The organism is Aurantimonas sp. NFXS3 (assembly GCF_049132005.1).
GTDB classification, from domain to species: Bacteria; Pseudomonadota; Alphaproteobacteria; order Rhizobiales; family Rhizobiaceae; genus Aurantimonas; species Aurantimonas coralicida.
Genome location: NZ_JAGDDZ010000005.1, coordinates 356,396 through 380,045, shown reverse-complemented (window position 1 = coordinate 380,045; position 23,650 = coordinate 356,396). Strand labels below are relative to the sequence as shown.

The 23,650-nt window shown below is 67.7% G+C and carries 24 protein-coding genes, 1 rRNA gene and 1 pseudogene; 12 read left to right on the top strand and 14 right to left on the bottom strand.

Annotation, left to right across the window (positions count from 1 at the left end; translation table 11 throughout):
* The 8 genes from rrf to hydA form a co-directional block, all read left to right on the top strand.
* Positions 1-86, top strand: a 5S ribosomal RNA gene (gene rrf, locus J3367_RS16300); the annotation flags it as partial.
* 124 nt (positions 87-210) lie between these two features.
* Positions 211-1,095, top strand: a complete 885-nt coding sequence (locus J3367_RS16295; protein ID WP_024350445.1) for an aldose 1-epimerase family protein — start codon at positions 211-213, stop codon at positions 1,093-1,095.
* A 150-nt stretch (positions 1,096-1,245) separates the two neighbouring features.
* Positions 1,246-1,941, top strand: coding sequence for a GntR family transcriptional regulator (locus tag J3367_RS16290; protein ID WP_024350446.1), 696 nt, complete (start codon positions 1,246-1,248; stop codon positions 1,939-1,941).
* A 526-nt stretch (positions 1,942-2,467) separates the two neighbouring features.
* Positions 2,468-3,262, top strand: a complete 795-nt coding sequence (locus tag J3367_RS16285; protein ID WP_024350447.1) for a transporter substrate-binding domain-containing protein — start codon at positions 2,468-2,470, stop codon at positions 3,260-3,262.
* A gap of 66 nt (positions 3,263-3,328) precedes the next feature.
* Entirely contained in the window at positions 3,329-4,003 is a 675-nt protein-coding gene (locus J3367_RS16280) for an amino acid ABC transporter permease (protein ID WP_024350448.1), read from the top strand.
* Positions 4,003-4,746, top strand: coding sequence for an amino acid ABC transporter ATP-binding protein (locus J3367_RS16275; RefSeq protein ID WP_421461729.1), 744 nt, complete (start codon positions 4,003-4,005; stop codon positions 4,744-4,746). Before J3367_RS16280 ends, J3367_RS16275 begins: the two co-directional genes overlap by 1 nt.
* Before the next feature lie 48 nt (positions 4,747-4,794).
* The gene (locus J3367_RS16270; RefSeq protein ID WP_421461727.1) at positions 4,795-6,015 is read left to right on the top strand and encodes a cysteine desulfurase-like protein; all 1,221 of its coding nucleotides are present in this window, start codon (positions 4,795-4,797) and stop codon (positions 6,013-6,015) included.
* 78 nt (positions 6,016-6,093) lie between these two features.
* Positions 6,094-7,521, top strand: coding sequence for a dihydropyrimidinase (gene hydA, locus J3367_RS16265; protein WP_024350451.1), 1,428 nt, complete (start codon positions 6,094-6,096; stop codon positions 7,519-7,521).
* Positions 7,522-7,554: 33 nt separating this feature from the next.
* Here hydA and J3367_RS16260 read toward each other — a convergent pair whose 3' ends face one another.
* From J3367_RS16260 to J3367_RS16220, 9 genes are all read right to left on the bottom strand, one after another.
* Positions 7,555-8,325 carry a short-chain dehydrogenase/reductase gene (locus tag J3367_RS16260; RefSeq protein ID WP_024350452.1) on the bottom strand — a complete coding sequence of 257 codons (771 nt, stop codon included), beginning with the start codon at positions 8,323-8,325 and terminating at the stop codon, positions 7,555-7,557.
* Positions 8,325-9,212 carry a polysaccharide deacetylase family protein gene (locus tag J3367_RS16255; RefSeq protein ID WP_024350453.1) on the bottom strand — a complete coding sequence of 296 codons (888 nt, stop codon included), beginning with the start codon at positions 9,210-9,212 and terminating at the stop codon, positions 8,325-8,327. Before J3367_RS16255 ends, J3367_RS16260 begins: the two co-directional genes overlap by 1 nt.
* On the bottom strand, positions 9,209-9,988 hold the full coding sequence (locus tag J3367_RS16250; RefSeq protein WP_024350454.1) for an ABC transporter ATP-binding protein: 780 nt from the start codon (positions 9,986-9,988) through the stop codon (positions 9,209-9,211). Before J3367_RS16250 ends, J3367_RS16255 begins: the two co-directional genes overlap by 4 nt.
* 13 nt (positions 9,989-10,001) lie before the next feature.
* Positions 10,002-10,895: an ABC transporter permease gene (locus tag J3367_RS16245; protein ID WP_024350455.1), complete on the bottom strand. Its 894-nt coding sequence runs from the start codon at positions 10,893-10,895 to the stop codon at positions 10,002-10,004.
* Between the two features lie 66 nt (positions 10,896-10,961).
* A complete protein-coding gene (locus J3367_RS16240; protein WP_029703051.1) occupies positions 10,962-11,963 on the bottom strand; it encodes an ABC transporter substrate-binding protein in 1,002 nt (333 codons plus the stop codon).
* Positions 11,964-11,991: 28 nt separating this feature from the next.
* A complete protein-coding gene (locus tag J3367_RS16235; RefSeq protein WP_421461724.1) occupies positions 11,992-12,804 on the bottom strand; it encodes an enoyl-CoA hydratase in 813 nt (270 codons plus the stop codon).
* A 3-nt stretch (positions 12,805-12,807) separates the two neighbouring features.
* Positions 12,808-13,986, bottom strand: coding sequence for a CaiB/BaiF CoA transferase family protein (locus J3367_RS16230; RefSeq protein ID WP_024350458.1), 1,179 nt, complete (start codon positions 13,984-13,986; stop codon positions 12,808-12,810).
* Positions 13,983-15,320 (bottom strand): amidase, encoded by a 1,338-nt coding sequence (locus J3367_RS16225; RefSeq protein WP_024350459.1) that lies wholly within the window; start codon positions 15,318-15,320, stop codon positions 13,983-13,985. Before J3367_RS16225 ends, J3367_RS16230 begins: the two co-directional genes overlap by 4 nt.
* A gap of 157 nt (positions 15,321-15,477) precedes the next feature.
* Entirely contained in the window at positions 15,478-16,380 is a 903-nt protein-coding gene (locus J3367_RS16220) for a LysR family transcriptional regulator (RefSeq protein WP_421461721.1), read from the bottom strand.
* A gap of 102 nt (positions 16,381-16,482) precedes the next feature.
* On the opposite strand from J3367_RS16220, the gene J3367_RS16215 reads away from it, so the two are divergent.
* On the top strand, positions 16,483-17,436 hold the full coding sequence (locus J3367_RS16215) for a LysR substrate-binding domain-containing protein (protein ID WP_024350461.1): 954 nt from the start codon (positions 16,483-16,485) through the stop codon (positions 17,434-17,436).
* A gap of 152 nt (positions 17,437-17,588) precedes the next feature.
* Entirely contained in the window at positions 17,589-18,407 is an 819-nt protein-coding gene (locus J3367_RS16210; RefSeq protein ID WP_421461720.1) for an FAS1-like dehydratase domain-containing protein, read from the top strand.
* A 13-nt stretch (positions 18,408-18,420) separates the two neighbouring features.
* Here the strand turns inward: J3367_RS16210 and J3367_RS16205 are convergent, their stop codons facing one another.
* Positions 18,421-19,227 carry an HpcH/HpaI aldolase/citrate lyase family protein gene (locus J3367_RS16205; protein WP_024350463.1) on the bottom strand — a complete coding sequence of 269 codons (807 nt, stop codon included), beginning with the start codon at positions 19,225-19,227 and terminating at the stop codon, positions 18,421-18,423.
* A 370-nt stretch (positions 19,228-19,597) separates the two neighbouring features.
* On the opposite strand from J3367_RS16205, the gene J3367_RS16200 reads away from it, so the two are divergent.
* Positions 19,598-20,755: an acyl-CoA dehydrogenase family protein gene (locus J3367_RS16200; RefSeq protein WP_024350464.1), complete on the top strand. Its 1,158-nt coding sequence runs from the start codon at positions 19,598-19,600 to the stop codon at positions 20,753-20,755.
* Positions 20,755-22,074: an MmgE/PrpD family protein gene (locus tag J3367_RS16195; RefSeq protein WP_024350465.1), complete on the top strand. Its 1,320-nt coding sequence runs from the start codon at positions 20,755-20,757 to the stop codon at positions 22,072-22,074. The genes J3367_RS16200 and J3367_RS16195 overlap by 1 nt, the downstream gene beginning before the upstream one ends.
* Positions 22,075-22,157: 83 nt before the next feature.
* Here the strand turns inward: J3367_RS16195 and J3367_RS16190 are convergent.
* The 4 genes and pseudogenes from J3367_RS16190 to J3367_RS16175 all read right to left on the bottom strand — a co-directional run.
* Positions 22,158-22,364 (bottom strand): annotated as a pseudogene (locus J3367_RS16190) (glyoxalase superfamily protein); the annotation flags it as partial.
* A 48-nt stretch (positions 22,365-22,412) separates the two neighbouring features.
* Positions 22,413-22,874, bottom strand: coding sequence for an MATE family efflux transporter (locus tag J3367_RS16185; protein WP_421461717.1), 462 nt, complete (start codon positions 22,872-22,874; stop codon positions 22,413-22,415).
* The gene (locus tag J3367_RS16180; protein ID WP_024350467.1) at positions 22,837-23,109 is read right to left on the bottom strand and encodes an MATE family efflux transporter; all 273 of its coding nucleotides are present in this window, start codon (positions 23,107-23,109) and stop codon (positions 22,837-22,839) included. The genes J3367_RS16185 and J3367_RS16180 overlap by 38 nt, the downstream gene beginning before the upstream one ends.
* Before the next feature lie 142 nt (positions 23,110-23,251).
* Positions 23,252-23,608: a hypothetical protein gene (locus J3367_RS16175; RefSeq protein WP_244495421.1), complete on the bottom strand. Its 357-nt coding sequence runs from the start codon at positions 23,606-23,608 to the stop codon at positions 23,252-23,254.
* Between the last annotated feature and the right edge of the window lie 42 nt (positions 23,609-23,650).

Sequence of the window (23,650 nt, the reverse complement as noted above, 5' to 3'; positions counted from 1 at the left end):
CGATCCCATTCCGAACTCGGCCGTGAAACGCCCCAGCGCCCATGATACTTCGTCTCAAGACGCGGGAAAGTCGGTCGCCGCCAGGTCTGCAAATCGCAAGTTGTCCGATAAAATCTTCTTCACACCACACCACGCAAAGCCCCTCGCGCTCCACAGCCGAGGGGCTTTTTGCGTTCAGGGGCTCCGAGAGTGGCGAAGGCGGTGACGACGATGATGGAAACGCATGAGATCGCAGCCGAGGGCGTTCGCGCCGTGATCCGCGACGCCGGGGCCGAACTGGTCAGCCTGCGTGACGCGGCAGGGGAGGAACTCCTCTGGCAGGGCGGCCCCGAATGGCCGCGGCAGGCGCCGGTCCTGTTCCCCATCGTCGGCAAGCTCGCGGGCGATGTCCTGCGCGACGGTGGCAAGACGTACACAGTCGGGCAGCATGGCTTCGCCCGGGATTGCCGCTTCAACTGGATCGAGCAATCGTCTCGGCGGTGCGTGCTCCGCCTCGCCGACGACGCGGTGACCCGACGCGTCTATCCCTATCCCTTCGTGCTGGAGCTCATCTACGAGGTGACCGGGGCGACCCTGACCGTAAGGACCCGGGTGAGCAATCCCGGTGAGGAGCCGCTGCCCTGCGGCGTCGGCGCGCATCCGGGGTTTCGCTGGCCACTGGTCGACGGCGTGGCCAAGACGGACCATGCAATTCACTTCGACCGCCAGGAGACGGGCGTCGCCCTGTCGGTCAGCGATGCGCTGCTCGGCGCCGAAAAGCCGCTGCCTTTCGATTGCCGGACGCTGCCCTTGTCGGAGGCGCTGTTTGCGCGGGACGCGCTGGTGATGCCGGATGTCGCCAGCCGCAGCGTGACCTACGCCGCGCAGGCGCCGGACGGGGAGATTGTCCGTTCGATCACCATCGGTTGGGAGGGCTACAAGGATCTCGGCATCTGGTCGCGATCCGGCGGTGCGCCGTTCGTGTGCATCGAGCCCTGGTTCTCGATGGCGAGCCCGATCGGCTGGGATGGTGCCTTCATCGACAAGCCGGGGATCCTGGTCCTGCCGCCCGGCGCCAGCCGCGACTTCACTTGGCGCGTAGGCGTCGATGCGTGACATTCTGCGGTTTCGGAGATAGCCCGGACCCGTGAACCGATCCGGCATCGCGTGAGGACAGGCGGCTTCCCGCGCGGCAACACGTATGGACTTTCGATGCCGTGTGGTATGCGATCGGGTGGGAACCGCGAAGAGGAGCATCATCCGCCGATGGCATTGTCACGCGATTCCGCCAGCCGCGTCGATCGGATCTGCCTCGCCATTCGGCGGGCGATCATCGAACGCGCTCTGGCGCCGGGCGACAAGCTGCCCGAGGACGCGCTCGGCGAACGCTTCGGCGTCAGTCGTACCATCGCGCGGCAGGCGCTGGGCCAATTGGCCGGCGAAGGACTGGTCGATCTCCGCCGCAACCGGATCGCGGTGGTGGCGACTCCCACCTTCGAGGAGGCGCGGGACACTTTCGACATCCGCGTCGAACTGGAGCGGCTGGTGGTCCGGCATCTGGCCGGCGCGCTCAGCCCGGAGCAGATCGCCGAGCTCAACGCCCATATTGCGGCGCAGGACAAGGCCGCCGGTGGTCCCGAAGCGGCGTCGATCCGGCTCGCGACGGATTTCCACGTGCTGCTGGCCCGGATGACCGGCAAGCCGATCCTCATCCGCTATGTCAGCGAGGTGGCCTATCGCAGCGGCCTGTCGCTCTCGGCCTATGGCCGCCCGCATTCGCCCGAATGCGCCGTCAACGAGCATCGCTCGCTGGTGGAGGCGCTGGCCAAGGGCGATCGCGACGCGGCCATGCGGCTGATGGCCGGGCATCTGGAAGCCGTGGCCGATCGGGCGTTCCTGCCCGATGCCGACCGGGGCACGAAGAACCTCGTCGATATTCTGGCGCCCTACGTCGAGGACTGACGCGGCGCGACTGCGTCAGCCGGTCGGCGTTCGAACGCAGATGCTGGCGCGGCGGGCCTGATGGCGAGCCCGGTTGGAGAGGTCGTGCGATCTCGTGCAGGCCGCGCTCACTCGTTTTCTGTCCCCGAGGGCCACCGGCGCGGAGCAGATTGGCTTCGAAGTGGCGACCCGCCGCCTCAAGGCTCCCGGCAGCCGGAGCGCCAACATTGAGCGCGGGTTCGCCCGTCGCCGGACCTCCCTGTGAGCAGGCCCCGGACGCTTCCCTGTCGCCATCGCGACGTTCGAGCCCGGACCGCATCCTGGAGGTGCTTTCGCCGATCATTCCCAGAATCTGGAGAAAATCGCCCTGCGGGATTGCGCGCCGGGATAATTCGCATACACTTTGTGCTCTAAAGTGCATGCGAAAAATATAGGCACCTGCATGCCGACGGTAGAAGCAGGTGCTGCGGGACGTCACGCCATCCAGTTCGATCTCCAGGCCGGCCGCGTGCCGGTGTGCTCCACCAACGAGACAGGGAAGACTTGCATGATCCGGACCCACATGATCGCCGCCGCCACCACCGCGCTCCTTCTGGTCGCCGGTCCCTCGCTCGCCGAAACGCTGACCGCGGGCGCCAATATCGGCAACGTGCCCTGGGAGTTCCAGGACGAGAATTCCGAGATCGTCGGCTTCGAGGTCGATCTGCTCAAGGAGGTCGCCGACCGCCTTGGCTATGACGAGGTCGACATCCAGAACGTGCCGTTCAATGGCCTGTTCTCCGCCGTCCAGTCCGGCCGCATCGACGTGGCGATCTCCTCGATCACCATCACTGACGAGCGGCTCCAGTCGGTGTCCTTCGCGCAGCCCTATTACGACAGCGACCAGTCGCTCTCGACCCGCGCCGATTCCGGCATCGCCGGCAGCGGCGACTTGAAGGGCAAGACCGTCGGCGTCGATACGGGTTCGACCGGCGACATCTATTCGACCGAGCGCGAGAGCGAGTGGGGTCTGGCCGGCATCAGCCGCTACGAAGGCCTGAGCCCGGCCATGCTCGATCTCGCGGCGGGGCGCATCGACGCCTATGTCTCCGACATTCCGGCGGTCGCCTACTATCTCAAGGACAAGCCCGAGATGAAGGTCGTCGAGCGGCTGGCCACGGGCGAGCAATATTCGATGATGTTCGCCAAGGACAGCGAGCTGGCCGGCAAGGCCAACGAGGTGCTGACGACCCTCAAGGACGAAGGCTACATCGCCGATCTGCACGAGAAATGGTTCGGCATGCAGCCGGAAGCCACGACGAGCACGGTGGAAGTGCGCGAGATGCCGAAGCCGAAGTCGTAATTTGACCGAAGGGCCGGGCGCTTTGCGTCCGGCCCCGACGCCTCTCCCGGAACAGTCGGCGGCTTGATGGATATCGTCCACACCTTCTTCAATATCGACGTTCTCCTGCGCTATTACCCGCTGCTCCTGGAAGGCTTGTGGCGGACGATTGCGCTGGGAGCCCTGTCCATCGTGCTCGGCCTGGTCGGCGGCCTCGCTCTGGCGATGATGCGGATCTACGGGCACCCGATCCTGAAATTCCTGGTCGTTGCCTATGTCGACGTGTTCCGGGCGCTGCCTGTGCTGGTCTGGCTGGTCATCGTCTATTACGCGCTGCCCTTCGTCGGCATCCGGCTTTCGGCCTTCGCCTCGGCGACGACGGCGCTGACGATGATCTCCAGCGCCTATACGGCGGAAATCTACCGCGCCGGCATCGAGGCGATCCCGCGGGGCCAGTTCGAGGCGGCCCAGTCGATCGGGCTCAGCCAGTGGTTCCTGATGCGCGACGTGGTGCTGCCGCAGGCGATCCGCATCGTCATTCCGCCGCTGACGAACAATTCGATCAACGTCATGAAGGACACTGCGCTCGCCTCCGTGGTGGCGCTGCCGGACCTTCTGAAGCAGGCGACGCAGGCACAGGCGCTGGCGGCCAATCCGACGCCGCTGATCGGCGCGGCGATCCTCTATCTCCTGCTGCTGTTGCCGCTGGTGCGTCTCGTCGCCGTCTTCGAGGCGCGCCATGCCAAGAAGGGAGCCCGCTGATGGAGGCGACCCGGCCGATCATCGAGATGCGTGGCGTCGGCAAGCGCTTCGGCAAGTTCGAGGCGTTGAAGGACATTGACCTCGAGGTCGCCGCCGGCGAGGTCGTGGTGCTGCTCGGGCCCTCGGGCTCCGGCAAGTCGACGCTGATCCGCTGCATCAATCTTCTCGAGCAATGTGATGCCGGCGACGTCGTTGTCGACGGCACGCGGGTCGAGGCCGGCCGCAGGCTGCAGAGCGTGCGCCAGGAAGTCGCCATGGTCTTCCAGGCCTTCAATTTGTTTCCCAACCATACCGTCCTCGACAATGTCGCGCTCGGTCCGGTGCGGGTGCGCGGTCTCAGCTGGCAGGAGAGCCGCGCCCGCGCCCGACGCCTGCTCGAACGGGTCGGCATTGCCGAACAGGCGGAGAAATATCCGGTGCAGCTTTCCGGCGGCCAGCAGCAGCGCGTCGGCATTGCTAGGGCGCTGGCCATGGAGCCGCGCATCCTGCTCTTCGACGAACCGACCTCGGCGCTCGACCCGGAAATGGTCGGCGAGGTGCTCGACGTCATCAAGGGACTGGCGGGCGAGGGGGTGACCATGATGCTGGTGACCCACGAGATGGGCTTTGCCAGGCAGGTGGCCGATCGCATCGTCTTCATGGAAGCCGGCGAGATCAAGGAGATCTCGACGCCTGAAACCTTCTTCACGGCGACCCGGAACGAGCGCGCCCGCGCCTTCCTCGACGCCGTCCTCAACCACTGACGCGCGGGCAATCCCGCACATTCTGGCAGAGACCGAAAGGCACATCCGATGGCACTCGACATGGACTTCGTCCGCCGGCAGTTTCCGGCGCTTTCCGGCGACTGGGTCTTCATGGACAATGCTGGCGGCAGCCAGGTGCTGTCGCGGGTTGCCGACCGGATCTCCGACTACCTCCTGACGTCCAACGTCCAGACCGGGGCGACCTACGCGCCGAGCCAGCGCTCGACGGAACGGGTGCGCGAGGCGCGCAACGCCTTCGCCCGCTATCTGAACGCCGCCGATGCCGGCGAGATCGTCATGGGCGCCTCGACCACCATGCTGATCCGGGTGCTGTCGGAGGCGATGAGTGGCAGCCTGTCCGCCGGCGACGAGATCATCGTGACCAACACCGATCACGAGGCCAATATCGGCCCGTGGCTGAAGCACGATGCCCGCGGCATCGTCATCAGGTTCTGGAACTGCAATCCGGAAACGCTGGAGCTCGATCTCGACGACCTGAAGGCCTTGATGAGCGAGCGCACGAAGCTCGTCTGCGTCACCCATGCCTCGAACATCTTCGGCACCATCAACCCGATCGCCGAGATCTCGGAGATCGCCCATGCGGGCGGCGCGCAGGTCTGCGTCGACGGCGTCGCCTATGCGCCGCACCGCGCCGTGGACGTCCAGGCGCTCGGCGCCGACTACTACATCTTCAGCGCCTACAAGGTCTTCGGCCCGCATGTCGGGGTGATGTGGGGCCGGCGGGACCGGCTCCTCGAGCTCGACAACATCTATCATTTCTTCTTCGGGAAGGACGCCGTGCCGCACAAGCTGGAGCCGGGCAACATCAATTACGAGCTCGCCCATGGCTCGGTCGGCGCCATCGACTATGTCGAGGAACTGGGTGTCATGGCTGGCGCCACGGCGGGCCGCGCGGCGATCGAGGCCGGTTTCCGCGACATTGCCGAACAGGAGCGGGCGATCACCGCGCGGCTTCTCGACTTCCTCGGCAGCCGCAACTCGATCCGCATCGTCGGTCGCAATTCGAGCGCCGTCGAGGACCGGGTGGCGACGATCAGCTTCATTGCCGGCGATCGGGATTCCAAGGCGATCGTCGATCAGGTCGATCCGCACATGATCGGCATCCGGCACGGGGATTTCTACGCCAAGCGCCTGATCCAGGATCTCGGCCTTGCGCCGCAGAACGGCGTCGTGCGGGTATCGATGGTCCACTACAACACGCTGGACGAGGTCGACCGGCTGATCGCCGCGCTCGAACCGGCGCTCTAGCCGCGCTTGTCCTATCCCGCTGCCCGGCCGAGATCGCACTGGGTAGCCCTTCCTTCGTTTCATCGATCCGGACCGCCCATGCCCTACGACCTCGTCATCCAGAACGGCACGATCGCCACCGCGTCCGACGTGTTCCAGGCGGATATCGGCATCCGCGACGGCGTGATCGTGCAGATCGGCCGCGACCTCGGTGAGGCGGTCGAGACCATCGACGCCACCGGGCGCTATGTCCTGCCGGGCGGGATCGACAGCCATGTACATATCGCCCAGCCGTCGGGCGAGGGGATCGTCATGGCCGACGATTTCGAGAGCGGCACCCGCTCGGCTTTGTTCGGCGGCAACACCACCATCCTGCCGTTCTGCCTGCAGGAGAAGGGCCGGCCGCTGCGCGAGGCGCTGAAGGCCTATCACGCGCTGGCCGACGGCAATTGCTACACCGATGTCAGCTTCCATCTGATCGTCTCGGACCCGTCTGACGCGGTGCTCGGCCAGGAACTGCCGGCGCTGGTGGAGGACGGCTACACTTCCTTCAAGGTGTTCATGACCTACGAGGATCTGCGGCTCAGCGACGGCCAGATCCTCGACACGATGGATGTGGCCCGCCGCACCGGCGCCCTCGTCATGGTCCATTGCGAGAACGAGGACGCGATCCGCTATCTCATCGGCCGCCACGAGGCCGAGGGCGATGTCGCGCCGCGCGCCCATGCGTCGACCCGGCCGATGGCGGTGGAGCGCGAGGCGACCCATCGCGCCGTGTCGCTGGCCGAGGTCGCCGACGTGCCGCTGGTGATCGTCCATGTGTCGAACCGGGAGTCCATGGAAGAGATCGAGCGGGCGCGCCGCCGCGGCCGCAAGGTGATCGGCGAGACCTGCCCGCAATATCTGATGCTGACCGCCGACGATCTGGACGGGATGGACTGGGAAGGCGCCAAGTTCGTCTGCTCGCCGCCGCCGCGGGACGCGGAGAGCCAGGAGGCCTGCTGGGACGGGCTCGAACGCGGCGTCTTCGACCTGTTCTCATCCGACCATTGCCCGTTCCGCTACGACGACCCGGCCGGGAAGCGCAATCCGAAGGGCATGACCAGCTTCCGGCACATTCCGAACGGCATTCCGGGCGTCGAATTGCGGCTGCCCATCCTGTTCTCGGAAGGGGTGAACAAGGGCCGGATCGACCTGCCGCGCTTCGTGGCGCTGACGGCGACCAACCAGGCCAAGACCTATGGCCTCTATCCCCGCAAGGGTACGATCGCCATCGGCGCCGATGCGGATATCGCGATCTGGGATCCGGCGATGACCCGCACGGTCCGGCACGCCGAGATGCACGACGGCGCCGACTACACGCCCTATGAGGGGCTGGAGCTCACCGGCTGGCCGACGATCGTGGTTCTGGGGGGCAAGCTGATGGTGTCCGACGGGGCCCTCGTCGGCCGCAAGGGCGACGGCCAGTACCGCAGCCGCGACCGCTCCTATCTGGCGACACGGCGGGATCGTCCCGCGGCGCTCTGAGCCGCGGACCGGGATGGCCGCTCACGGGAGCGCTTAGCCTCGATGACGCATGCCGCCATCCACATCGACCACCGTTCCGGACAGATAGGCGGCCGCCGGCGAGGCGAGCATGGCGACGATGCGGGCGACTTCTTCCGGTTCCGACAGGCGGCCGAAGGGACGGTTAGAGATCATCTCGCGCCAGCGCTCGGGATCGCCCAGCGCGCTCTCGGCACGGCCGCGGGCGACGGTGACGATGCGCTCGGTTCGCGTGGCGGTCGGATTGACGCCGAAGACGCGGACGTTCCAGTCGGGGCTCTTGGCGCCGACCGCCTCGGTGAAGGCGATGAGCGCGGCATTGGCTGTCGAGCCGCAGACATAGTCGAAGCGCGGAGACCGGCCGAGATCGCCGATGATGTTGACGATGGTGCCGCTCTCGCGCGCCTTCATCCGCTCCAGATAGAGCCGCGTCAGGTCGATATAGCCGAACACCTTGAGCTGCCAGGATTCCTGCCAGGTCTCGATCGGCAGGGCGAAGAGGTCGCCGCCGGGAATGGCGCCGGCGCAATTGACCAGGATGTCGACGTCGCCGGCTTCCGCGACCAGAGCCGCCCGGGCGCCGGCCTCGGCGAGGTCGCTGACGATCGCGGTGACCGCCGTGCCGTGGGGCGCCAGCCGCGCTTTCGCATCGGCCAGGCGATCGGCATCGCGACCGACGATCGTCACGGCGGCGCCTTCCGCGGCGACGAGATCGGCGATGGCGAAGCCGATGCCCTTTGTGCCGCCGGTGATCAGCACATGCTTGCCGGACAGATGCAGGTCCATCAGCCGGCACCTGCGCCAAAGGGCTCGGCCGCGGCGTACCAGTCGGCGATCTCGGAGCCGCTGGTGAACAGCACGTCGTCGCTGGCCTTCAGCAGCTCCACCATGTCGCGCAGTTCCTGCAGGCGATGCGGCACGCCCATCAGATGCGGATGCAGGCCGATGGCGAGAACGCGCGGATTGGTGTCGATCTCGCGGCGGAAGAGGGCAAGCGTGCGCTGCAGCCGGTTCAGCATCTCGCCGGTCGCGTGCTTCTCGATGGCGTAGACGATGGAATCGTTGATCTCGAGATTGTAGGGCATCGCGATCAGCGGCCCGTCCGGCGTGGCGATCCAGGACGGAAGGTCGTCCACCACCCAGTCGAAGACGTGATCGACGCCGGCGCGGCGCAGGATGTCCGGGGTCTCCAGGCTCTCGCGCAGGCCTGGGCTGAGCCAGCCGCGCGCCGGCGTGCCGGTGAATTGCTCGATCAGCCGCAGGGTCTCGATGACCAGCGCCTCCTCGCTGGCGCCGGCATGGTTCAGCGCGCGCTGGTGCAGGCCGTGGCCGACGAACTCCCAGCCGGCGTCGCGCATGGCGCGGGCCGCCTGCGGATAGGCGGCGATGACGCCGGCATTGATCGAGGTGGAAGCCGGCAGGCCGAGATCGGCGAACAGTTTCAGGATGCGCGGCAGGCCGGCGCGCATGCCGTAATCGGCCCAGCTGAAGTTCGGCACATCCGGCACCGTCTCCTTGCCGTGCGGCGGGGTGATGATGGTGCGCGGCATCGGCTGGTCGAACTGCCAGTTTTCGACATTGACCACCAGATTGACGAGGATCTTCCGGCCCTGCATCGGCGGCAGGGACGGTCGCTCGGACGACATGCGGTAGGGGATGCGGGGATTGCTCATGCGGCCTGCGTCTCTGCCTGTCTGTGGGCGCTGCGCATCTCGGCCATGATCTCGGCCTTGTAGCGCGTGAAGTCGGGGGTGATCAGGTCGTCGATGGAGCGCGGACGCGCGAGTTCGATCGGGATCTCGCGGCCGATCCGCGCCGGCCGCGCGGTCATCACGCAGACCCGGTCGGCGAGCAGGATTGCCTCGTCGATGTCGTGGGTGACGAAGACGACGGTGGTGTTCAGCTTCTCCCAGACCTTCAGCAGCAATTCCTGCATGGCCAGCCGCGTCTGGGCGTCGAGCGCGCCGAAGGGTTCGTCCATCAGGAGGGCGCGCGGCCGCATGACCAGCACCCGGGCAATGCCGACGCGCTGGCGCATGCCGCCGGAGAGCTGCGAGGGATAGGCCTTGGCGAAATCCTGCAGGCCGACGATCTCCAGAAGCTCGCGGGCGCGCTCCTCGTAGTCGGCGCGGGCCACGCCCTGCATCTTGGGGCCGAAGACGACGTTCTCCCAGACCGTCAGCCACGGAAACAGCGCCGCTTCCTGGAAGACGACGCCGCGATCGGGGCCGGGCCGGCCGATGGTGCTGCCATCGATCAGCGCGCTGCCCTCGCTGTTGTTCTCGAAGCCCGCGAGGATGTTGAGGAGGGTGGACTTGCCGCAGCCCGAGGGGCCGAGCAGGGCGACGAACTCGCCCTCGGCGATATCCAGATCGACGCAGTCCAGTGCCCGGATCGGGGTGGCCGCATGATAGACCTTGGCGACCTGGCGAAGCTTGATTTCGGCCATCGGGAATTCCTTCTCAGCGGGTCTGCGCGAGGCGCCAGGACAGGGCCCAGCGTTCGGCGAGGAGGATGAGCTGGTCGCTCAGGAGGCCCATGACGCCGATCGACACCATGTCGGCGATGACCACGTCCATGCGGCCGACATAATAGGCGTCCCACAGGACGTAGCCGAGACCGGACTTCACCGCGATCATCTCGGAGACGATGACGGCGGTCCAGCCAATGCCGAGGCCGATCCGTAGGCCGGTGAAGATCGAGGGCAGGGCGGCGGGCAGGACGACGCGCCGCAGGATGTCGAAGCGGTTGGCGCCCATCATCAGCGCGGCGCGGATCAGATTGCGCTCGACATGGCGGGCCCCCTGGGTGGTGTTGATGACGATCGGATAGAAGGCGCCGAGGGCGATCAGGAAGATGGCGCTGAAGCCGCTGATGCCGAAGACGGCGACGGAGAAGGGCAGCCAGGCGGTGATCGGCACCGGGCGCATGATCTGGACCGTCGGGTCGAGAATCTGGGCGCCGAGGCGGCTCCAGCCGATCAGGATACCGGCGGGCACGCCGACGGCGATGGCCACGAAGAAGCCCTGGGCGACGCGCTGCGTGGAGAAGACGACATTGGCGAACCACGTGCCGCTATAGGGATTCAGCCCCATGCCGGCCTCGCCGAAGGCCCAGACCCACCAGGCCGAGACGACCCGGTCGGGGGTCGGTAGGACACCGCCGAAGAGCGAGCCGTCGGTGCCGGCGAACTGCCAGATGGCAATGATCGCGACCGGCAGCAGCAGACCGAGCAGCAACTGGCCGACACTGCTGGCGAGAATGAGCTGGGGCAACGTGCTGCCCAGCGTTCGCGCGCCCGGGGCGGCGAGTCCGGCACCGTCCGGAACGGGCTGCTTGACGGAGGTATCGGACATGGCGGTCTCCTGGCTGCGGGACGGGTGCCTCGCCCCGCGTCGGATCGCGGGGCGAGGCGGCAAGGATTACTGACCCTTGGCGGCTTCGACGATGGACGGATCCCAGTGATCGGCGATCTGGTCCGAGACGTCCTGCTGGATCACGCCGAGTTCGGCGAAGGCCTTGGCCTGGCGCTCGATCTGCTCCTGGTCGACCACCGAGCCGAGGGTGATCGGCTTGGCAGCTTCCGCCGCCACGTCCGGTGCGAGACCGGTGAGGTCGGCATAGGCCGCGGCAAAGGCTGCCGGGTCGGCGGCGAGCTTTTCCTGCGAGCTCAGATAGGCCCAGACGAAGCGCTCGACGGCGCCGCGCTTTTCCTCCAGCGCATCCTTCGTCGCCATCAGCATGCCGAGTTCGGCCCCGACGGCTTCCGATGCGCTGTATTCGAGGTTCTTGGCGAAGTAGCCGTAATCCTCGATCACCGGCACGGATTCGAAGGGCTCCCATGTGACGATGGCATCGACTTCGCCGCGCTTGAGCGCCTGGTCGAAATTGGCGCCGCCACCCTGGATGTTGACCGCGGTGAAGCTGTCATAGGGGATGTTCTTCTCGGTGACCGTCGCGGCGAACTGGAACCAGACAGCCGAGCCCGGCGCGATGCCGACCTTCTTGCCCTTCAGGTCTTCCCAGGAGTTCAGTTCGACGCCCTTGCGGCCGATGACGTATTTCTTGGAGGAGCCGACGCCCATCAGGCCGACGACGTTCTTGGAGCCCTGCGACAGCGAGATCGCGAGGTCGGCGGGGCCGACGGTGGCCATGTCGAGGGAGCCGGACAGAAGCGCCGTCCGGGCGTCGGCGTAGCGCGCGAATTCGACGGTCTTCAGGGTCACGCCGAGCTTTTCGAGCTCGTCCGAGATCAGGGTGATCGGCGCCAGATGCCCGACCTTCTGATAGCCGACCGTCAGCTCCACCGGATCGGTGAGAGCCTCGGGAGCCGGTCCGAGCGCGAAGGCCCGGAGCGGCACGAGGCCGACCGCGAGGCTGGCCGCCACTGCGAGGGAGTGGCGTATAATGCTGCGTCTGTTCATGTCGTCACCTATCGCGCCGAGGAAGAGGTCATTTTCGCTCAATCGGGGCCGTCTCGGCAGCGGCCTTGAAGAGCGGACGGCGTTTCTCGCTGAAGGCCTTGCGGCCTTCGGCGTAGTCGGAGCTGGCAAAGCAGGCCGCGACGAGGGCATCGACCGCCGCGGGGTCGCGCGCGCCGGCCGGGCGGGCCAGCTCGATGAGGGCCCGCTTGGTGGCGATGAGGGTCAGCGGCGCGTTGCCGGCGATGGTGTCGACGAAGGCGTCGCGCTCGGTCTCGAAGCTGGCCCGCGGATGGACGTTCTGGACGACGCCGAAGCGCAGCGCGTCGGCGGCGCCGAAGGCGCGACCGGCGAACATGATCTCCGCGGTGGCAGCCTGGCCGATCCGCTGCACGAACATCTCGATTGCGGAGAGCGTATAGCCGAGCCCGAGCTGGGCCCCCGGCATGCGGAAGAGCGCGCTGTCGTCGGCCAGCCGGAGGTCGCAGGCGAGCGCAAGTTCCAGCCCCCCGCCGAAACAGACGCCGCGAATGGCGGCGATGGCCGGCTTGGGGCAGGCGGCCAACGTCGTCAGTGCCCGGTCGACCGCGACTTCGTAGGCCGCGACCTGCTCCGGCGTGTCGCGCAGGGTGGCGAATTCCGAGATGTCGGCTCCGGCACAAAATGCCTTCGGTCCGGCGCCTTCGAGGACGATGACGCGAATGTCCGGATCGGCCGATGCCTCGGCGACGAGGGTCGGCAGCATCCGCCACATGGCGAGGCTGAGCGCATTGCGGCGCGCCTCATGGCTGATCGTCAGGATGGCGGCGTGGCCGGCGCGGCGAAGGTCGATCGTACCGGCCATGGCTCAGACCACTCCCTTGGCGCGCAGGGTGGAGATCTCGTCCGCCGACAGCCCGGCTTCGCCGAGAATGGCGTCGCTGTGTTCGCCGGCATCGGGGGCGGCGCTGTGGAAGGCGGCGGGCGTGCGGGTCATGGTGATCGGCTGGCCGACGACCCTGATCGGGCCACGGGCGGGATGCTCCAGGGGAACCGCGATGTTGAGGTGGCGGACCTGCTCGTCGGCAAAGACGTCGGCGAGGCCGTTGATCGGGCCGCAGGGCACGCCGTGGCGGTCGAGAAGATCGAGCCATTCGGCCGAGTTGCGGCTCGTGAAGATCTCCTGCAGCAAACCATTCAGCGCCGGGCGGTTAGCGAAGCGGTCCGGCTGGGTGCGAAAGCGCGGATCGTCGGCCAGTGCGGGTCGGTCGATCGCCTCGCAGAAGGGGCGCCACTGGTTCTCGCCGCCGACGGCGATATTGATGTGGCCATCGGCGGTCTGCACCACGCCCATCGGCGTGACATAGGGGTGGTCGTTGCCGGCCTGGGCCGGTTCCTCGCCGTCGATGAGGTAGCGCGCAGCCTGGAAGTCCATCATCGAGATCATCGCTTCCAGAAGCGAGGTGTGAAGCCACTGGCCTTCGCCGGATGTCTCGCGCTCCTGCAGCGCCAGGAGAATGCCGCAGGCGGCGAACACGCCCGCGGAGGAATCGGCGACCGCGATGCCGGCGCGCACCGGACCCTGGCCCGGCAGGCCGGTAACGCCCATCAGGCCGCCCATGCCCTGGGCGATCTGATCGAAGCCGGCGCGCATGCTGTAGGGGCCTGTCTGGCCGAAGCCCGAGATCGAGGCGAGGATGATGCGCGGATTGACCGCCTTCAGGTCGTCATAGGCGACCTTCAGCCGGTCCTTCACGTCGGGACGGAAATTCTCGACCACCACGTCGGCATCGCGCACCAGCCGCATGAACACGGCATGACCCTCGGGGGTCTTGAGGTTGAGGGTGAGCGAGCGCTTGTTGCGGTGCAGATTGAGCATGTCGTAGCCATGCCGCGCGCCGCTCATATTGGCGTTCGGATCCACCCCCACCGGGGCCTCGACCTTGACCACGTCGGCGCCGAAATCGGCCAGAATCCGGCAGCAGGTCGGCCCGGCGCGCACCCGGGTCAGGTCGAGCACGCGGAGATGGGAGAGGGCGGAGCTCATGCGACGAGACTCTCGGTAGATTGCAGGATCGGTTGGGCGAGCGGCGGCATCCGGCCGTGCCAGGAGGATGTCGCCTGGAAGGCGGCGCCGAGTTCCAGAAGCGCGCGGTCGCTGCCCGGCCGGCCGACGAGCTGAAGCCCGACGGGCATGCCGCGATCGTCGATGCCGGTCGGCAGCGCGAGGGCGGGCAGGCCGAGATAATTGGCAAAGCGCAGGAAGGCGCTGAGGGCGTAGAGCGTGCGACCGGAAAAGCCCGGCGCGGCAGGATCGATCTCCGCCAGCGTGGGGGTGCGGATCGCCATGACCGGCGTCAGAAGAAACGCGCTGTCGCCGAACACCGATGCGAGGAAGGCCGCCCGGGCCGCTTCGCGCCCATCAAGGTCGCGTCTGAGCGTGGCGTCGTCGATCCGGCCGCCGCTCGCCAGCCGGCGCGCCAGTTCCGGGTCCTGTTCGGCCAGTGCGGTCGAGGCGCCGAGACCGCGTGCGGCTTCGGCTTGCAGAACCCGCAGGGCGGCGTCGCCATTGGCGTCGACCGCAGGGCCGGCCGAACGACCTTCCAGCGGGTAGCCGAGTTCGAGAAAGTGGTCGATGCCGGCCTCGCAGGCGACGCGGATAGACGGCTCCGCGCGCTGCAGAAGGTCTTCGGCGACCGCGATGCCGCGGTGGGGCGTGCCAGCATCGCCGGACGGCAGAAGGCCTGTCGCTTCGGCGACCATCAGGATGTCGGCGGCGCCGCGGGCAAGAATGCCGATCGTATCGAGGCTCGGAGCCAGCACCATGGCGCCGTCGGCCGGCACGAGGCCGGCGGAGGGCTTCCAGCCGGTGACACCGCAGCAATGGGCGGGGATGCGCACCGAGCCGCCGGTATCGGAACCGAGGGCGACGAAGGCGGCGCCGCTGGCGACGGCAGCGGCGGAGCCCGATGACGAGCCGCCGGGTGCGAAGGCCGGGTTCCGGGGATTGCGGGCGGTGGCAAAGCCCGAGGGCTCGTAGGCGAGTTTTGCCATCCGTGCGAAGCCGATGCAGTCGGCCCCAGCCGCGTCCATGCGGTCGAGGATCGCGGCTGATCGCTTGGGTGGGGCCGCCAAGGGTTCTGCCATGCCGCAGGACGGCGCGCGGCCGGGCCTGTCGAACATGTCCTTCGCGGCATAGGGCAGGCCGGCCAGAGGCCCGTCGGTGGAAGGGGCGGCCCCGGAGGTGCAAGTCATGCCATCCGCGACGAACAGGCTGAACGCCGCGTCGAGTTTGTCCCGCGCGGCCCGGCAACGCTCCGCCTCGGCGACGCGGCGCTGCGGCGTCAAAGCGGTCCATTGGGGAAGCGTCGGCAGGGACATCAACGAGGCGCCTTTCGGATGCCTGTTTCTTAAGCCTGTTCAGCCTATGTGCGAAATCTGGTTCGGGGAATGAGAATTCAGCGTCGTCTGGTTTCGAATTTGGTGAAACCGTGGGTGCCGGTTGCTTTCGTCTGGTCGCGACTTGCCGGAGGGCCGATTAACCGGCGGTCGAGGCGCGCTCGCGCAAGAAGGCGATGAGGCGCTGGGTCGACGCATTGGGCGTGTCGGAGGGCTGGGCACAGATGGTGAAGCGGCGCAGCGCCCAGGGCTCGTCGAGCGGCACCAGCGACAGCCGCAGGGCTGCCGCTAGCGGTCCGATCGCCCGCCGCGGCATGATGCCGATGCCGAGCCCGCGCCCGATCATCTGGCACATCACCTCGAAGCTGCGGACCTGGACCCGGACCCGGGGCGCCCGGCCGTGCACCCGTGACTGCTCGGACAGAAGGCGATGCACCGCCGTACCCGGCTCCAGAGCGATGTGGTCGTCCTCGAAGAGCTCGTCGAATTTCAGCCGGCGCGCGGCCGCAAGGCGATGGTCGCAGGGGACGGCGACGGCCAGCATGTCGCTGGCATAGGGATAGCTGGACAGGCCCGACATCTCGCTGCCGGCCACCACGACGCCGACATCCGCCTGCTTGTGATAGAGCGCCTGCAGCGTGTCGCTGGTCGGCCGCTCCTCCAGATCGATCTTGATGCCGGGATGCGCCTTGGCGAATTCCGCCAGATGCGAGGCGAGGCACTCCACCAGCACCGAGCTGGAGGCGAAGACGCGGACGATGCCGCTCGCCCCGGAGCGATGATCCTCCAACGCCGCCTCCACCTGCTGGCCAAGGTGCATGACGTCGCGGGCATAGCGCAGCACGATCATGCCGGCGGCGGTCGGCTCCACCCCATGCGGCCGGCGCAGCAGCAGCGGCAGGCCGGCCTCGTGCTCCAGGAGGCCGACGCGCCGGCTGGCGGCCGAGGCGACGATGTTCATCCGCTCGGCGGCCCGGCTGATGCTGCGCGTCTCGCAGATGTTCACGAAGAGCGCGAGGGAGAAGAGGTCGTGGTTTCGCATGGGGGCATTAGAGAGCAGCGACGCGGCCGGCGGAAGCGGGCCCTGTACAGATGCGGCGCGCGGGCGCTACCAATAGGATGTTCCTATTTCCCGGAGCCTTCCTTGGACTCACGCCAGCTTGCCTATTTCCGCCAGATCGTCGACAGCGGATCGATGAGCGCGGCCGCGCGGGTGCTCGGCATCGCCCAGCCGTCGCTGTCGCAGCAGACCCGCAATCTGGAAACTCACCTCGGCACCGAACTCCTGTCGCGGACCGCACGGGGCGTGGTGCCGACCGAGGCGGGGCAGGTGCTCTACGACCATTCCTGCCGGATCGGCAGCCTCATGGCCGAGGCCGAGGACGCGGTGCGGGCGATCGGGGCCGAACCGTCGGGCCGGGTCGAGTTCGGCATGCCGGCCTCGGTGTCCATGGCGCTGTCGATTCCGCTCGCCGAGACGGTGCGGGTGGAGATGCCGCAGGTGCGCTTCTGCGCCACCGAGGCGATGAGCGGTCATATCCGCGAACTCGTCACCAGCGGCGAGATCGACCTGGCACTGCTCTACGACCAGGACGGGATCGGCGATTGCCCCTCGCGGCTGATCCTGATGGAGGATCTCTGGTTCTACGCCGCGCCGGACGACTGGCCGTTTGCGACGCCGCCCGGCGTTCCGGTGCCGCTGGCCGAGGTGATGGCGCTCGATCTCGTCCTGCCGTCGCAGCGTCACGGGCTGCGACGGTTGATCGACCGGGTGGTCAAGGCCGAACGGCTGCAGACGCGGGTTGTCACCGAGATGGATTCGCTGCAGCAGATCAAGGCGCTGGTCGCCCGCGGCAGCGGCCACACCATCCTGTCCCCGGCGGCGGTGCATGATCTGGCCGAGACCGGCCGGCTCTTGGGCAGCCAGATCGTCTCGCCCCGCATGCGCCGCCCGGTCTATCTGGTGCGCTCGGCCAGGCGGCCCGTCTCGGCGGCGACCCGGGCCATCGAAACCCACTGCATCCGGGTCATCGAGGATCTGGTGCGGCGCGGGATCTGGCAGGCCGAGTTCCCCGACAGTCAGAGCGCGAGCCTATGACAGCCGCGACGACGGCCTATTGGACGGCGATCCGCAGCGCGCTCTAGTTTGCCTCCTCACGGGGCGGTCCCTTCGAGGCACCGCCAGGGCGGAAGATCACCGGTTTGCGCAAGTCGCGCTGGCGGTCCGGCGGCAGGAAAGGCAGACGATCGATGGACGAGGCGATCCGCAAGGAATGCATGGCCTATGTCGGGCGCCAGCGTGAAGCGACCGACAGCATGGCGCCCGAGACGGCGGCGAAGCAGGCGCATGCCCTTGGCGTCGCGGCGCCGGAGGCCGAACTGCCGGCGACCTGGCACTGGGCCTATTTCAACCACGGCTTTCCCATTTCGAACCAGGGCGAGGACGGCCATGAGCGGCTGGGCCTGTTCCTGCCGCCGGCGCCGTTCCACCGCCGCATGTGGGCGGCCGGCGACGTGACGGTGCATCGTCCCCTGCGCATCGGCGTGCCGGCGACGCGGCGCTCGACCATCACGGATGTCGCCTTCAAGAGCGGGCGGACCGGCGACCTCTGCTTCGTGACCGTCGACCATGCGATCGAACAGGATGGCGGGCTCGGGGTCGCCGAGCGGCAGACCATCGTCTACCGCGACCGCGGGCTGCCGGAAAAGGCGCTGCGCGCTCCCGGCGATCCGGTCCCGGACGGCTATGTCGTCCATCCGGACATGGAGCTGTTCTTCTATTCGGCACTCACCCATAACGGCCACCGGATTCACTGGGACCGGAACTTCTGCCGTGAGGTCGAGGGCTATCCGGGGCTAATCGTCCACGGCCCGCTGATGGCGACCAAGCTCTGCGACGCCATGGCGGGCACCGCGTCCGTCCGCCGGTTCGCCTTCCGGGCGCTGGCGCCGGTTTTCGACACGACGCCGATCCGGCTGGTTCACCCGGCCGCCGGCACCGGCGGCGAGGGGCGCATCGAGCGCTCCGACGGGGTGATCTCCATGCAGGCGACGCTCGAAACCGCCTGACCAACGACCTCCTTTAGCGGCCCTCCTGCTCTCCGGCGCGGGCGAGAAGTGCCTCGGCCTGGGCGACCAGTGGCCGATCCAGCATGGCGCCGTCGAGCTGGATCGCGCCGCCGCCGGCCGCCTCCGCCGCGGCGACGATGCGGCGGGCCCGGCGGATCGCGTCGTCACCGGGCCGCATCGTGTCGTGGACAGGACCGATCTGCGCCGGGTGGATGCAGAGCCGCGCACCGAAACCGAAGGCAAGGGCCCGGCGGGTTTCCGCGATGACCCGCTCGACATCGTCGATCGCCGGGGTCACCCCGTCGATGGCCGGCGCGAGACCGGCAAGCCGGGAGGCCAGCGCCAGTTCGGCGCGGTAGATCGCCATGGCCTCCGCGTCCTCGGGCAGGCCGAGATCGAGCATGAAATCGATGGTGCCGAAGGCCAGCCGCACGACCCCGGCGACCTCTGCAATGGTGCGCGCTGCCGCCAGGCCGCGCGCGGTCTCGATCAGTGGAATGACCGGCTTCGGCATCCGGGCGACGTCATCCGCCGTTTCGGCCTTGGCCAGCATCACGCCGGCGACGCCCGGATGGTCGAGACACTCCATGTCGGCATCATGCCATGGCGTGCCGGCGGCGTTGATCCGCACGAACACACCGGCGTCGCCGGCGAGCGCGGCGAGCAGGCCGGCCCGTGCCACCTCCTTGTCCGCCGGCGCGACCGCATCCTCGAGATCGACGATGACTGCATCCGCGCCCGAGGCGAACGCCTTCGAGATCCGCTCCGGGCGGGTCGCCGGGACGAAGAGGAAGCTGCGGGAATTGGCGGGATCGCGCATGAAAGGTCTCGTCTCGACAATGGCGGGCAGGACGGGCCGCTGGCATGATGCGGCCTCATCTGATGGCTGATCCTAGCCGGCCAAACCGTCGTTCGGAACGGACTGGGCGTCTATCGACCCGATAGTCCGGCCCTATCCACCCGCTGACGGCCGGGCAGATGGCGCGGTCCCTCCATCGTGAGTGACGTCAGGGGCTTGTCGCCAACCCTTGCGACAGTGATTCAGCCGGTTCGATCAGAACTGGAAACGGCGAGCCTCAATCGCGGACAATCGTGCGACTTCCATAGGAGTTGGCTATCGCCTCCATCGCCCGTGCGGTCTGCCGGTTTCCGTGCCGGACGCTATGCTGTCCCGAGCACAGGAGCGCAGCATGACCACGATCGACACCCATGACGAGATCCGCGAAGCGGTGGGCCGGCTCTGCCAGGATTTCCCGGGCAGCTACTGGCGCGAGCTGGACGAGCGCCGCGCCTATCCGACCGATTTCGTGAAGGCGCTGACCGAGGCCGGTTTCCTCTCGGCGCTGATCCCGGAAGAATTCGGCGGATCGGGACTGCCGCTTTCGGCTGCCGCTGTCATCCTCGAGGAAATCCACCGCCAGGGCGGCAATGCCGGCGCCTGTCACGCGCAGATGTACACGATGGGCACGCTGCTCCGGCATGGCTCGGACGCCCAGAAGCAGGCCTATCTGCCGCAGATCGCCGAGGGGACGCTGCGGCTGCAGTCCTTCGGCGTCACCGAGCCGACCAGCGGCACCGACACTGGGTCGCTGCGCACCACCGCCCGCCGCGACGGCGACGTCTACCGGATCAACGGCCAGAAGATCTGGATTTCCCGGTCCGAGCATTCCGACCTGATGATTCTCCTCTGCCGCACGACGCCGCTCGATCAGGTCGAGAAGAAGACGCAAGGGCTGTCGGTCTTCCTCGTCGACATGCGCGAGGCCAAGGCGAACGGCCTGACCATCCGGCCGATCCGCACGATGATGAACCACGCCACGACGGAGCTCTTCTTCGACGACGTGCCGGTGCCGGCCACCAACATGATCGGCGAGGAAGGGAAGGGGTTCCGCTACATCCTCTCCGGCATGAACGCCGAGCGGATCCTGATCGCCGCCGAATGTATCGGCGACGCCAAATGGTTCATCGACAAGGCCGCCGCCTATGCCGGCGAGCGGGTCGTCTTCGGCCGGCCGATCGGCCAGAACCAGGGCATCCAGTTCCCGATCGCCAAGGCCTATGCGCGCATGCGCGCGGCCGAGCTGATGCTGCACGAGGCGATCCGGCTCTACGAGGCGAACGAGAATCCGGGCGCCGAGGCGAACATGGCCAAGATGCTGGCGGCCGAGGCGAGCTGGGAGGCGGCCGAGGCCTGCGTCCAGACCCATGGCGGCTTCGGCTTCGCCGAGGAATACGACGTGGAGCGCAAGTTCCGCGAGACGCGCCTCTATCAGGTGGCGCCGATCTCCACCAATCTCATCCTCTCCTACCTCGCCGAGCACGTGCTCGGCATGCCGCGGAGCTATTGATGTCGATCGCCGCCCGTCTCGCCCGTTTCGCGCTCACCGAAGATCCCGGTTCGCCGGCGGCCCGCCGCTTTGCCAGGCTCTCGCTCTTCGACTGGGCGACGGCGGGACTGGCCGGGCGCAGCGAGCCGGTGGCGATCGCGGCCCGGCGCATGGCCGCGAGTGAGGCAGGCGCCGGCGCAAGCCTCATCGGCGGCGGGACGGCGACCCCGCGCGCGGCGGCGCTTGCCAATGGCACGACCAGCCACGCGCTGGATTGCGACGACACGCATTTCCTGCATATCGGCCATCCGAGCGTCGTCGTGATGTCGGCAGCCCTTGCGATGGCGGAGATGGAAGGTTCGTCCGGCCAGGCCTTTCTCGACGCGCTGGTCGTCGGGCTCGAAGCGACGTGCCGGGTGGGCGACTGGCTGGGGCGGTCGCATTACGAGGCGGGGTTCCACCAGACCGGCACCGCCGGCGCCTTCGGCGCGACCGTGGCGGCCGGGCGCCTTGCCGGGCTCGACGAGGCCGCGATGATCTTCGCATTGGGCCTCGCGACGACACGCGCATCGGGGCTGAAGAGCCAGATGGGGACGATGGCGAAACCGCTCAACGCGGGCTTTGCCGCCGAAGCCGGCGTCACCTGCGCGCTCCTCGCGCGGGCCGGCGTCGCCTCCAATCCGAACGGGTTCGAGGACCGCCAGGGGTTCGGGCCGACCCATGCAGGAACCGGACACATGGCAGCCTTCGACGGGCTCGGCGAAACCTGGGTCTTCCCCGACATTTCCTACAAGTTCCACGCCTGCTGCCACGGCCTCCACGCGACACTCGAGGCATTGCGAAGCCTGCGCGACGACGGCCTGGCGCCCGACGCCATTCGCAGCGTGACGATCTCCACCAACCCCCGCTGGTTCGACGTCTGCAACAAGCCGGAACCCGCGACGGGTCTGGAAGCAAAGTTTAGCTATCGCCTCGTTACCGCCATGGCCCTTCACGGGCTCGATACGGCGGACCTTGCCGTCTACGACGCGGCCAACTGCGTGCGCCCCGATCTCGTGGCGCTGCGCGACCGGGTCACGGTCGAGGCAGACCCGTCGCTGACCGACACGCAGTCCCGCGTGTCCGTGGAGACGGGGGACGGCCGGCAACTGACCGCCAGCCACGACCTTCTGGCCGCCGCCGACCCCGACACCATCGAGACGCGGCTTGCCGCAAAATCCGCCACGCTCCTCGGCCACGACCTGTCGGGCGCCCTCCTGCAGGCGGTCGACAGCCTTAGCGAGGCCGCGGATGTGACCGCATTGGCGACCCTTCTCGCAACGAAGGCGCCGGCCGACTGACTCAGCCAGGCGAACGATCGTAGCGCACCACGTCCACCGCCGCGTCGAAATCGAGCACGAGCCGGAACCTGCCCCGGCCGCAACTGTTCGGCAGGAAGGACGATCACCGTGACCTCTTGCGAGAGGTAGCGGCCCGTCACCCGCCCGCCGACATTCCAGCCTTCCGGCGGCCGGTCCCGAACTGCCACATGCAGCGCGTTCCAATCGCGGAAGCCATGCCGGCGGGCGATCAATTCGAGCGCCTGGGCGTGGCTGACCGCGGTCCTCGCGGCGGCGAGCTCTTCACGCAGCCCGCCTTGCCATGTCCCTGGCCTCCGCGAATGTCGGCAGGCCGCGTGTCATGTTCCCACCTTTTCGGCGCGCAGGAAGAGGCCCCATCGCAGGGATCGCTGCTTCGCCAGTTGCATCAGAACGAAGGCCGTCAGCGCGAGAAGCAAGACCTCTGACAGAGGGGAGGCGAGCCAGATGCCGGGCTCGCCCATCGTCCCGGCCAGCAGATAAGTCAGCGGCATCGCGAGGATGTAGGATTTCGAAAGCCCGAGGATCGCCGCGCGCCCGGCGTCGCCGATCGCCTGGAAATGCATGGCGATCATCATCAGCGGCCCCGCGGCAAAGAAGCCCGCCGAGATCACCGGCAGGATGCGCGCGACCTCAGTAACGACGACAGGGTCGGACACGAAGGCGGTTCCGATCGGGGCCGCGAAAACACTCATGCCGATCTGCAGGGTGAGACGGTAGCCGAGGGCCGCAAGAACGCCAGTCCTAAAGGCTGGCATCGCTGCGCTGATAACTCCCGGCACCGAAATTGTTACCGGTGATGGTCTGCATCGCATAAGCCAGGCCCAGCAACGGCAGGAAGGCGAAGGTGAGCAGCCGCGTGATGATGCCATAGGCCGAGCCCGCCACGCCCCCGTCCAGCACGCCGATCAGGACGTAGTTGAAGCCCATTTCGGCCAGCACCGCGGACCCGCCTGCCGCCAGCAGCGCGACCGGGGCGCCAAAGCCGAGAAACAGCGCGATCAGGATCAGCCCCATGCAGGCGGTAAGGCCGTGCGCGCCCGCATAGACACCGCCGGCCACGTCGACCTGCCGCGCGCCGGTGTGGCGGTGAGGATACTCGACATGCCCGACGAGACCAGCGTCGAGAGCGCCACGATCAGCATTTAGAGCGGGAACATCAGGGTGAGGGCAGCCAGCGCCTGCGCGCCCACGAAACGCCCAGGAACAGCGCATCGGCGACCGCCAGCAGACCGTTCATGCCCATCACGAAGATGATCGGAAGCGCGGTACGGAGGTAGATCGGGCCAAGCGGTCCGCTGAGAAACGAATTGGATTGCGACGACATGACCCCGTTTTCCTTCCGGCTCTTGTCGCGCAAGAACTGGACGGGGCCCGCATTACCATCCGCGCGACAGGTGCCGAGGATGACGACGATCGTCTCTGCTACAGAATCGCACGAATGCGGGAGGTGCAAGGCCTGCGCGCCTTCTGTGAAGGAAGGGACGACATCAGGTTGTCTGTTGACATACGTCAACTAAATCGGTCGAATGACGTAAAGTCAGTTGACAAATTCTGT